Origin of the sequence: Stenotrophomonas sp. B1-1 (genome assembly GCF_010894375.1) — a bacterium.
GTDB lineage: Bacteria > Pseudomonadota > Gammaproteobacteria > Xanthomonadales > Xanthomonadaceae > Stenotrophomonas.
Window position 1 is genome coordinate 86,904 of sequence record NZ_JAAIUZ010000013.1, and the last position, 11,834, is coordinate 98,737.

Annotated in this window: 6 protein-coding genes and 5 pseudogenes; 8 read left to right on the top strand and 3 right to left on the bottom strand. The window is 62.1% G+C overall.

The features are described 5' to 3' along the window. Positions 1-269 precede the first annotated feature (269 nt). The 3 genes and pseudogenes from G4G00_RS12060 to G4G00_RS12070 all read right to left on the bottom strand — a co-directional run. On the bottom strand, positions 270-1,274 hold the full coding sequence (locus tag G4G00_RS12060) for a M85 family metallopeptidase (RefSeq protein ID WP_343161375.1): 1,005 nt from the start codon (positions 1,272-1,274) through the stop codon (positions 270-272). A 163-nt stretch (positions 1,275-1,437) separates the two neighbouring features. Further along, positions 1,438-1,707 (bottom strand): hypothetical protein, encoded by a 270-nt coding sequence (locus G4G00_RS12065; RefSeq protein WP_164273781.1) that lies wholly within the window; start codon positions 1,705-1,707, stop codon positions 1,438-1,440. Further along, a pseudogene (locus tag G4G00_RS12070) lies at positions 1,707-2,205 on the bottom strand (terminase); the annotation flags it as partial. The gene G4G00_RS12065 and the pseudogene G4G00_RS12070, both read right to left, overlap by 1 nt. Before the next feature lie 566 nt (positions 2,206-2,771). Here G4G00_RS12070 and G4G00_RS12075 point away from each other — a divergent pair. From G4G00_RS12075 to G4G00_RS12110, 8 genes and pseudogenes are all read left to right on the top strand, one after another. Beyond that, a pseudogene (locus G4G00_RS12075) lies at positions 2,772-3,070 on the top strand (M13 family peptidase); the annotation flags it as partial. A 154-nt stretch (positions 3,071-3,224) separates the two neighbouring features. Beyond that, positions 3,225-3,470, top strand: a complete 246-nt coding sequence (locus tag G4G00_RS12080) for a hypothetical protein (RefSeq protein WP_164273784.1) — start codon at positions 3,225-3,227, stop codon at positions 3,468-3,470. Between the two features lie 128 nt (positions 3,471-3,598). Then, complete coding sequence (locus G4G00_RS12085) at positions 3,599-3,985, top strand: phage tail protein (protein ID WP_240336142.1); 387 nt, start codon at positions 3,599-3,601, stop codon at positions 3,983-3,985. A gap of 1,306 nt (positions 3,986-5,291) precedes the next feature. Continuing rightward, entirely contained in the window at positions 5,292-7,550 is a 2,259-nt protein-coding gene (locus tag G4G00_RS12090) for a hypothetical protein (RefSeq protein WP_164273787.1), read from the top strand. Positions 7,551-9,661: 2,111 nt separating this feature from the next. After that, positions 9,662-9,996: pseudogene (locus G4G00_RS12095) on the top strand (glycoside hydrolase family 19 protein); the annotation flags it as partial. Continuing rightward, complete coding sequence (locus G4G00_RS22145; protein ID WP_343161373.1) at positions 9,996-10,196, top strand: hypothetical protein; 201 nt, start codon at positions 9,996-9,998, stop codon at positions 10,194-10,196. The pseudogene G4G00_RS12095 and the gene G4G00_RS22145, both read left to right, overlap by 1 nt. A 320-nt stretch (positions 10,197-10,516) precedes the next feature. Beyond that, positions 10,517-11,001: pseudogene (locus G4G00_RS12105) on the top strand (phage tail protein). Further along, positions 10,998-11,469, top strand: a pseudogene (locus tag G4G00_RS12110) (phage virion morphogenesis protein). Before G4G00_RS12105 ends, G4G00_RS12110 begins: the two co-directional pseudogenes overlap by 4 nt. The last annotated feature ends 365 nt before the right edge of the window (positions 11,470-11,834 follow it).

Here is an 11,834-nt window from a genome sequence, read left to right on the forward strand (position 1 = left end):
AGACGACCGACGGGCATTAGCGACGTTGGGCGCCCCACATATGCCAAGCCAGCCTGTCATTAAAGGTAACTCTTGATGCTGGTGACTTCTTTCCACCACCTCTCTGACAGGACCAGCCTCAAGCCGTCCTCGCTACTAGTTGAACGAGCGCAAGTGCAGACCCTTGATGGTCGCCAGGCTACTCTAGGTCCGGGTCGGCCCTACTGTAGATATATCGATAGAACAGCTCATGGCTACGCGTTAAGGCCCAAATGGACCATCAAATGTAGCTAACCTCTGAAGTGAAAAATGTACGGCGGACGGTGGTCTAGGTGCAAGCTTTCGACAGATGGGCACTGACCGTGCGATTGCCAATGTGTGCTGACACCAGATGTGGAATTGCTAGGTGTCGGCGTGGCACCTACGATTTCGTCAGTGAACGGTGATGCGAGTGTTCCGTTACTCAGCACATCAAGCCGCTCAAAGAAATCAGATGGATCGCCCTCATACCTCTCTGCGGATTGACAAAGTGCACTCAAGTCCCTTCTTCGAAGATGGGCCTCCCGCTCAGACGCGGCGTAACCGGCAAAGTGGGGGATTTGCCAACCCATTTCATCAGCCACCTTTCGCGCGATGATCTCGACAGGACCCAGCCTGAACTCAGCATCCTGATGCGGGTCGCTGCCCCCCGTCACGTGGTGGATGACTTCGTGGATCAGCCCCTCTTGCCACGAGGGAAACTCGATTGATTGTTCATCCGGGGCGACGCCAAAGCTGACGAAGGGCCTGCCGCCGCTGTCTTCAGCAGCCTCTGAAATAGGACAAATGCAGGAGTGATCCGGTACGAAGTTATGGATGTCAGACAGCGTGAGCGACTGGATGTCACCATACCGCTCGGCGCATTCATCATTCATTTCATATTGATTTCGATAGCTGATCTCACCAACGCGCGCATGGCCATTCACAATGCCAAAAGCGATGGCGGAGAGAAAACTCGAGGAGCGATGAAGTGCATCCAGCAAAGTGTTGCCAATCATATCCGCAGTGTGCCGATCAACCAGCCTACTCGTGCTCTGCCGAACCGCGCAAATTATGTCTTCACACAGCGAACCTTTGTCATATGCGGACAAGCTAATTCTTGCGCCTGCGTCCAGGACCAATCTGGCGTACTCGTCGCTTGCCCTGTCTACTGCATCCGTTGATACGAATGGGCGAGACGCGCCAGGTTGCACTGAGGTCAAAAGGGGAGGAAACATCTTTGCGTCTCGCCTCAACATGTCCACATACCTAATCATATCTATCGCGAACGATGCTAGCACCCTTTCCGCGCTCGATGCTGGACGTTACCAGCGCTAGTGGCCATTACCACGATGAGCTTGGACTAGACGCAACATCGTTAGCCAATGATAGACATCCGCGTTCCGGGACATAAACCGCACCGCCTCGCGGCCGAGCCAGTCAATGAGCGCAGTCTGTTCTGGATAGGCTCCAGACTTCAGCCCCCTGTGCAGATAGGGATTGGAGCGTGGTACGCGAGAGCATGGCCAGGTCCACAGGCAGTTGGTAGCGGTGCTGGTCGTGGCAGCAGTTGAGGTAGTCCCACAGATCATGATTTTCCAGCACTGGCGCCAGCTCGCCCAAGGTGAAGGTCCCCACGCATCCGGGCACTGTGATGGTTTCTTTGGCGGCCGTGGGGGAATTGTCGTGCTGGGCGGCATCGGATTGCATCAGTAGATCTCTACGGTACTGGTGGCGGCCAGGGCGCCTTCCAGCGGTTCATTGTGCAGGACATGCAGCAGCGCCCAAGCCAAATCGGCATGGCCGGTAGTACGGGTACGCCCTGCGTTGTAGGTGATGTGCCGCCCGCTGGCGGTGAGCGTCTTTTGGATGCCATCAATCGCTGGGGCAGATCCGTCCAGCCGGCATCAAACTGCAGGCAGCCATTACTCATCACATCGAAGGCCTTAAGCACCAGACGCGACTTCACCTCAGGCGAGTAACTGAGGGTGGTCACGGCCAGGAAGAACCGCTTGACCAGCTGGGCACGCCGGTGCCCATTCCGGTGGTATCGATGCAGATGTAGGCTACCCTGTAGCGTTGAACGATTTGGCGAATGAACTCGGCCTGGCCGGCAAATTCCATACCTTTGAACTGGTGGCGTTCCAGGACCTTGAACACACCGCCCGGTCCAATCGCCGGAGCCAACACGATCAGGCCGAGGCTGTTTGGTCAGCGCGTTGGGTGCACCGGCTCCAGGGCGATTATCGAGCGCGGCTCGCATCGCAGCCGCCGTCACTGCCCTGCGCATCCGTGCCTGCGTTCGCCTCGGCCGAGGTGGCCAACTCCACCACACCCATTTCGATGTGGTGGCCGGTGGGTTGAGTAACTCGGTGCTGCCAAATTCGATGCTGGTGGCCTCCACATCGATCAAGAGCGTATCGGCAGCCAGCATCAAGATCGCTTGGCCAGACTTCTCCAGGATCACCTCCTCCTGGCCGTACAAGCAGAGCGAGGTGCCATCTTCCAGGTACAGGCCGATGCCGCGCGGTGCGTAGGTGTCGCTGCCCTCATCGTGCAGGCTGATGTGGATGACATCATCAGCCACCGCCTTGCCGCCAAAGGTCTCTAGCCGCTTGAACTCACCGGGCAAAACGGTATCGCCGCCTGCCGGATCGGGGACGAAGGCCTGCTCGGTCAGGCCGATGGCGGTGACGGTAACGGCACGGGTGCCGGTGTTGGGCGCATTCATCAGCGCCGCGCGGCCGGCGGCGGTAAGCGACTTCTGGAAGCGCGCGGTGGGCGAGGCCATCGGCAAGCATTACGTCGAAAAGCACTTCGATGCGACCAAGGAACGTGCCGACGAGATGGCCAAGAACATCATCGCCGCCTTCGCCAAGCGCATCGATGCACTGGTCTGGATGTCGCCGCAGACCAAGGCCAGCGCTAAGGCGAAGTTGTCCGAGCTGACCGTGGGCATGGGTTATCCGTTAAATGGCGCGACTACACCGGCCTTGAGATCCGCCGTGATGACCCGCTGGGCAATGCGCAGCGCGCCGAGCTGTTCGGGGACAAGCGCAACATCGCCAACTTGGCCAATCACTGAGATAGACAGCCTGCAGCTGACGAACATCGGGCCAAGCATAGCCGGTGATGCTCAGCCGACAGCGCGAGGTGACACCGTTGCCGACGGCAACCGGCATGGCGCGAACCTGGCGGGCAACGGTCTCAGTCATCGCGCACCCGCCATGGGTGAGGGTGAGGGTGAGGGTGAGGGTGAGGGTGATGCAGTGGCTGGCCTGGGTGGCCGTCACGGTGATATCGGCCAGCGGCGCCTGCAGTTCTACACGCTGTACGCCCTCGACATGCAAGGCGACAAACCGGCCCGACCGGGTCACATCCCGACCGATGCGGTGGGAGTCATCCACATAGGCCTGCAGACGCCGCCGGGCTTCGCCTGCACTACCTCGGCATCGGCGCCGGCCAAGATGTAATCGATGGCGTCGATGGCAAAAGCCACCACTTCAAGGGCGCCGCCCTCACGGGCGAAGGCGACGGCAACGGCCTAGATGCCGACCTGCTCGATGGCCAGCACGGGGCCTTCTACCTGGTCTGGGCCAACATGACCGGCGTACCGGCCAGCACGCAAATCCCCTGCCAGTCGTTTGCTTTTGCCGGGACCGCGGCCCCGGACGGCACCCTGCCGTGCAATTGCGCCGCTGCCAGCCGGCAAACCTATCCTGCGCTATTTGCCGCCATCGGTACCCGCTACGGGGCGGGCGATGGCGCCAGCACCTTCAACGCACCCAACCTGATCGAAGGCACCGTGCCGGTGCAGCAAAGCGATCAGAGCCGGATCGGTACCGCAACCAATGGTGAGGTCATTGGCCATACGCATCAGGCCAGCACGGCCGGTGCCGGTGGCCACTGGCATGGTGCCAGTTCCAGCGGCTTGGGCGATCACGTCCATGGCAGCTGGACCGACCGCCAGGGCTCGCAGCGCCGATAGCGCAACGAAGGCTGGCGTTGCCTTCGCCAATCACGCGCGCCTACACCAACAATCCAAGAACATCATCGACGTCAAGAATCAGGTTTGCTCCGTTCGCCCTAAGACAACTGACGAATGGCAGGCAAACCGAATAGCCGAACTTGGACCTAAAAATCCTACTGAGAAGTTCTTGGCAACAGCAGGCCGCGCACGTAGAGCGTCTACGTAGTAAGGGTTTTACTACGAGCGGATAGCGAAGGCCAAGTGTGCTGGAGCCCTAGAGAAATCCTTGAACATCGTTGTTTGGCCCCTGCGATCCCCAGGCTATCGGCCGGCGCAATGTCGCCTGCTTCGATACAGGCATGGACCGCACCGCTCAGTTCCTTAGCGGCGCCTGCACGAGGCGGAAACGTCCCTGGGTCCAAGCAGGCCCGCCGAATAATGAAACCTGTATCGCGCTGTAGGCGACGGCGCGAGCGGGATATTCTTGGAAACAGCGAATCGGGAGGCGGCGCGCGCCACCGTTTCGTCAAGCTTCGGAGTAGGTTCGGTGTTGATCGGTGCTCTGCTGGCGCCCCTTAGCTGGACGGCCGGTTGAGCCGGATCCCGACGGCGCGCAGCGGTTTCCAGAGCAACGCCGCGCACCGGGGCGAAAGACTTGACGTCCGCTGCACATCCACCGGCAGGCCGGTCTTCAGGCATGTTGTGTCGCCCTCTCCTCGCCGCAGCCGCGGCCCCCACCGGCCCATCCGGCAAAGGCCGCGGCCATGGCCATGACCAGACCGGTCCTCTTGCGGGCCCTGCGTTGTAGTCGGCAGGCGCGTTTCTCGCGGTCGGCAATGGGCCCCGCCTATCAGTGGTGCAGCTGGAAGGTAGTTTCGTAAAAATACGAGATCAGGCGCGGCGGCAGCACGCGACCATCTGCACATCCACCTCAAGCCTCCGCTGAACTCCAATGACGGCTCCCAAGCTTACTCACCATCCCTTGTCTCTAATGATTGGACTAGCGCTGCTACTCCCCTGCCCAGCCATCGCCACCCCCACGGATTGCGAAGAAAGCCAGAGCCATTGCGAAGAGGCTGGCACCAGCCGTGTCTGGCTGTGGGGCAGCCTAGCCGCTCTCGGGCTGGGCGCGGTTGCGGCAGGCGGTGGCGGCGACAATGGTGGCGGCACTCCGGGCGCCGGCAATGGCGGTGGTGCCACACCGGGCGGCCAGGAGGGTGGAACCTATGGCACGGGGACAGCTCTCACTCTGGGCGGCACCCAAGCGGACTGGTCACGCGGGGTCACCACCCGTATCACTGGTGATGCACGCAATGAAGGCACATTGAGCGTTTCGGCCGGAACTTTGCATATCGGCAACGACGGTGAGCTGCGCAATGTCGGAACGCTGGTCACCCGTGCTGGTTCGACGCTCCGCATTGACGGTGAGGGTGAGCTGGAGAACCGCGGTACCTTGCAGGTTGACGGTGCACTTGCAATGGAGGGAGATGGCAGTGTCAACAATTTCGGCCGGGCGGAGTTTAAGCAGGCTATCGTCACCCTCTCGGGTGACGCCAGCATGGACAATCATGGCCAGTTGGCCTTGAACGGCGGTGAGTGGGTGCTGTCTGGTGACGCAGATTTCGATAACAGCGCCAATGCAATGCTTGATGTAACCGGTACTCGCTTTCAACTGCGCGGCAGGGCTGAGTTCGAGAACGCCGGCACAATCTCCCTACGGGGGGCGTTTGCCGAGGCAGCCTGGCTGGATGTCGTCACTTCGCAATATGGCGCTGATCGAGATGCCATCAGTGCACTGGACAACCGGGGACGCATCGACCTACGCGGAACGGGCAGCGTGCTGCGCTTGACGGCTGATTCGCATGCCAGCAGCGCCGTAAATCGTACAGGCGCCTTCATCCAAAGCGACGCGCCACGCGCAGCCATGTTGCATGCCGAAGGTGCACACGCGACTGTATTGAACCAAGGCACGTTGACGGTCACTGGCGATGGTGCGGTCGCCATGCAGGGTACACGCGGCGCCACTTTGCTCAATGATGGCGTTATCAATCTGGGGACTTCCACCGAGAACACAGGTCGCGGGTTGGTGGCGATGAAGTCCGATGGCGGCGCAACCCTCAACAACCAGCGCGGCGGCGTAATCAATATTTACACCGCCGACTCGTTCGCCTTTCAGATGGGCAGCGCCGGTGGCGGCAGGATCGTAAATAACGGTATCGTGAATGTCTACGGGCAGGGTAGCGGTATCAATGCGGATGCCTCGACCGCCGCTGCCAACCAGCCGGGCGCTGATCTGGGCTGGCAGGCGCCGCGCACTGTGAGCAGCTACACCATTGGCACCAACGCTGACGGAAGCGCAGGCCGCATGGTGCTTCACGACGGAGGCTACCTGCAGGATGTCGCCGTGGATACCAGCTTCAGCCGCGGCACCGACGCGTCATCCGTCACCCTGACGGATGTCATTACCGGCGCCGAAGGCGGAGCCGAGAACGTACGCAGCGCAACCATCACCTGGAAGGCGTATGCTCATCAGAACGCGAATGGTGGTATTGATGTCACCCTTCGCCGCCAGGATTACCGTGAGCTTGCGGCCAGTGACCAGGCCGAACTTGCGCAAGCGCTGGAGAAGAGCTACCGCAACAACGCGTTGTTCCACAGCCTGGAGGTTGCCGATCAGGCGCAGTTCCAGCACGCGCTGCACCAGCTTTCCGGTGCTGCCCTGAGCACCCAGGCAACCCAGCTGACCGGCAACGGCGATGCGCTCTGGGCAGCGTTGGCGGCCCTGCCGGCAACGCGGACGGGCATGCTTTCGTTCGGTGGCGGCAGTCGGACCGTAGCTGGCGTGCGCGGTGATGGCAGCGCAGCCCAGCTAGCCGTTGCATTGAGTGGGGGCCACACACTGCACCTGGCGAGCGCTGCGTTGAAGGGTGACATTGCGGGCGGTAACGGCCAGAGCCGTGGCCATTCCCGCTTCGCCGGCGTCGGCCTAGCCCAGCAATGGGGCAATCTGCAGCTGCGCCACCAGTATGGCTATGAGCGCCATGACGCGCTGGGCCAACGTGACCTGCAGTGGGACAGTACCAGTCAGCGGGCCACCAGCCAGCGCCAGCTGCAGCGCACGCTGTTGGCTACGACGGTAAGCGCCGATGTGCGGCGCGGGGATTTGCATTGGCAGCCGCGCGTGAACGCGCAGGCCTTCCAGCTGCACGAATCCGCCTTCAGCGAGATCGGCGCGGGCGACTTGGGACTGCGCGCTGCACCGGGCCGTTCGCGAGGTCTGCGCATGGAGCTGGGGAGCCGGTTCGGATACGCCGCAAACAGCAACCTCCAGGTCCGCGCTGACTTCGCGCTGATCCGGTCGCTGTGGCTGCGTAATGATGCGCGCCAAGGCTGGCTGCATGGCGCACAGGAACATGGCTTTGCCCTGCCGGGTCTGCGCTCCGCAGGCATGGACTACCAAGTCTCGTTCGGCCTGGACTACCGCCGCCCGCAATTCTCGCTGGCGACCGAGTTGCTGACCCAGCGCCTGTGGGGCGAGCACGACATTCGGGCCGAACTGCAGGTGGCGTACCGCTTCCGCTGAGGCAGCGCCGGCCCAGCTGGCATGGCCGGGTCAGGCCTGCGCAGGGCGGTCCGGCAGACTGGACTTCATGCATATGATGTTTGCAATAGCCTGGGTGTCCCTAGCCGTCCTATGGCTGGCTTTTCAGGCGCTACTGGCCTGCCTGTGGAGAACCTCCGAATTGAGGCGCGATCTTTGCGCATGCATTGGGGCGTCTGCCTTGGTATTGGCCGTTGTCCTGGCCAGTCATGATGCTCCCTGGACACCTAATGGGCTGAGTGAGCGATTGGCCGAACGCATCAAGCAGGCCAGCCCACGCTATCAGCGCCATGTCAGCGAGTGTCCCGACCGCATGCGGATACCTGTTTCGCGATAACGCCCGCTGATGCACTGCAATGCCCAGCGGTGTCGCAGTGATGAGCACGATGCCGCCGGCCGTCCGCCGGCGGCATCGGTTCGGTCTCCAGGCAAGGCTAGGACGCGATCATCGCCCGGCCGTTGGGGGCCTATCGGCCCCGTTTCCCGTCCTCCGGCTCGCAACGGGTGAAGGCTTCAATCGGACTCAGCCACTGCTGAAGGGGTGCGCCTGCAGGTAGCGATAGATCGTGCTGCTGCTGCCATAACGTACACGGCCGCCAACTCATAGCGGGCGCTGTTCGGGCTCCATTCTGTCGCCTCGCCCCCCGCCTTCGTCGTCCGGGATCCCGCGCCATGCTATGTTGCTCGGTGCAGACCGGGTCCCTTTGGCGTCGATCGCTGCAGCGAAGTACTGATAGCGCGACGACGGTTGCACGCCGGTATCGGTGTACTGATTCGCCTTGCCACCGGTGCGCCCGCTCTCGTCACCGTCGCGGAACAACAGGTGGCTCTGAACTGGAGCGCTGCAACCGAATCATTGGATGCAGGTGGGAGGGCGCACTGGCCGGGCGACAGGTATCATCATCGCTGGTCCCATCCGCCACCAGCCCGTTGTGCGGCGGCTCCATACCATCCACCAGGATGAGGCACAGGGGCTGACCGGGTACCCAATCCGCTCGGGTCATCCAATAGCGCCAGCTTCGGCTCGCGTGCTCGGCGTGATAGTTCCAGTAGACATCCAGAAGCTGCCCAGCGAGCAATTCATGGAAAGGCTACTGGATGTCGACGCGATCCAGGGCACTGGCATCCGCGAATCCACCGCTGGCGATCTCGCCATCTGCAGGTGGTTCCACGCTGGGATCGTCCTGGCACTTCAACTCGTCGGGGTCGGCTCCTGGTGCAGGCATTGCAAGCGGGGGGATAGCACTTCCCTGCTTCCAGACTGTAGGTCTTCCAGTCATCAAGTGCTGAACTCCGGAGCAAAACGTGACGCCGGCTGCATCACCCCGCCATGGAAAGGGGCGGGGCCATGCTTGCGTCCATTGTAGGCTCGCAACTGCAGCCGTTTGGAGGGCCCGCACGCTCCCCAACGTGGTTGCGGCACGCGGCGTCCATTTCTGCTTGGCCGCGTGCCTGGCAACGTAGTAATACTTAAGGCCTTCGAATAACACGACTTGGCCGATCTCGTAAGTGGCTCCTGCTTACCAGGGCTGCCGGCGGGGGTTTGGATCGTGCTCGTGCCTGCGCCTGGCAACGGGATATGGCTGTAAGAAGCGGAGAGGATGCGTTGCGGACGCGGGTTCGACTCCCGCCAGCTCCACCACATGGGTATCCATGCTTGAGGTATTCAGCTGATGGGGCTGCACTGGTTTCGACGTGGCCAGCAGTCAATGTGGACAGCCCGAGAGGTGACTGACGTAATCAGCACAAAACTACAATCGCCGAATATGACGATTATCGGGCAGCCGCCTGATTCACGCAAGCGCACGTGATCACCGAACGCGCATGCCCCCCGCTGGTTACAGCGGGGGGTTTTTGCATGTGGTTACCGTGTATCGATGGATATCGATGCCCGCAGTGGATTGCTTCCGGCATAGAGTTGGTTGATAGCGGTCGCGAACATCGCCTTCGGTCCATGGCCATCCGCTAGAACAGCGCGCTTGGAGTGCCAACGGCGACCTGCGCAGTTGAAGAACAGCGAGCGTTTCACGGCAGCTGCCATCCAGTCAGACAGGAGGTCCTCCAAATGATCACCTCCCTGGCCAACCTGGAATGGCAATGGCAACAAAGCCAGCGGTGATTGCTACCTGTTCCGGGGGCGCGGGCCGATGCAGCACACCGGCCGGGGCAACTATCGGCATGTCGGCCAGCTTATTGGCCAGCCGCTGGAAGAACAGCCGACCCTACTGCTGGAGCCGGAGATCGGCGCCATAGCCGCTGCGGCCTATTGGCACGATGCCGGCCTCAACACCCTGGCCGACAAGCGCGACGTATTGGCCGTCAGCCGCACCGTGAACCAGGCAATGCGCGCAGCCGCGCCACGCCCAACGGTCAGGCCGATCGCACCGCACGCACCACCCGCGCCCTGGCTGTGCTGGGAGTGCGCTGATGCTCCAGCGCCTCCTGCTAGTGCTGATCCTGGCGCTGGCCACGGCCGCCCTGTTCAGTTGCCAACAGATCCGCGTCAGCCGCGCCATGACGGCACTGGATCGTGCCAACGACACCCTGGACCGCGTGAAAGCCGAAAAGGCGGACTTGGCCAACCAGCTGACCTTGACCCAGGGCACCACCCGCGTCGTGACCGAATAAGTTGACCGCATCCGGGTCGTACGCGAACGCGCAGACACCATCGTCAAAGAGGTCCCTATCTATGTCACCCAGAATGCGGATGCTGCCTGCGCTGTGCCTGCTGGCTTCGTACAGCTCCATGACGCCGCCGCCAATGGCTACGCCACCGTCGGCGTTGCCGGCAATCCTGATGCGCCCGCCACCGCCCTTGCACTCTCTGCCGTCGCCCAAACCGTCGCCAACAACTACGCCCTCTGCCACGCCACTGCTGAGCAAGTGATCGGCCTACAGGCCTCGGTGAGGGAACTGCATGCCGTACTCCGTGGCCAGGAACACGCCCCATGAAGAAGCCCCAACTCCTACGCCAGCACCTGGTGGCCGCCCTGCCCTGCTTGCAGGCCCATCCCGAGCGCCCGCTGATCTTTGTCGACAACGGCGGGTGGCTGGCACCTACCGACCCGGTGCCTCGTTTGAGTACCGCTACACCCTGGACCTGGTGCTGACCGACTTTGCCGACGCCCCGGAGGCGGTGACGGTACCGCTGCTGCAGTGGCTGACCCGCCATCAATCCGAACTGCTGGCCAATCCGGCCAACCGCGATAAGCTGACCTTTGAGGTCGATGTGCTCTCCGACAGCCTGGTCGATCTGGCCATCAAGCTGCCGCTGACTGAGCGTGTGCGTGTGGTGCGCGATGCCGCCGGTGCGCTGATACTGGAGCACTTGCCCGAGCCGCCGACTGAGGACGAGCACGCCGATACGCTCGCCGGCGGCACGCTGCTGGCCGATGGCGTGGTGATTGCAACCCTACCGCCGATCGCGCAATGAACGAAGATCTGCAGCGCCTTGAGAACTGGGTCGCGCCATTGTTGCAGCAGCTGCAACCGGCCCAGCGCAGCCGACTGGCCCGCACGGTAGGCACCGTGCTGCGCCGCGCGCAGCAACAGCGCATCGGGGCACAGAAAAATCCGGACGGCTCGCCCTATGCGGCCCGGCGCAATCCGCCCAGCCGCCGCGCCAAGGCTGGGGCGCATCAAGCGCGGAGCGATGTTTGCCAAGATCCGACAGGCGCGCCATCTGCGCGTGCGTGCAAACCCCAGTGAGGTAGCCGTCGGTTTCACCGGGCGCGTCTTGCGTATCGCTATGGTCCACCAGGAAGGCCGCGCCGACAGCGTGAGCAAAGGCGGCCCCTGCGTGACCTATCAGCGGCGTCAGCTGCTGGGCTTCACGTCGAGCGATGAGCAGTTGATCCGCGATCTGATCCTCGACCAGCTCTATGCCCCGTCGCGGAGATAGCCCGGAAATTTTCTTCAACCAGGAATGCGCGGCCAACTTTTCGAACTATATCTATATTCAAACGCAGCACGTTGCAGTATTTCTCGCCGCGTCTAATTTGAAGGAACAAATGTGAAGACGCCTCCACCTACCTGTGCCTCAGGCAACACTGCCCCAATAGCCGACACCGGCCCCACACCCTCCCAGGAGTACAGCTGTCCGTCTTCGCGATTACCGGAACTGCAACTTGCATCCAATGCGGAGGCACCTCGCCCGTGGACGATGGGTGAATGGAAAGCTTTTGGCCTGAACAATCCAAACGGACTGAGCCCGACCCAGTCCTTCGCCCAAATAATGGCGGAACAGATCGCGCCAGTCCTAGACAG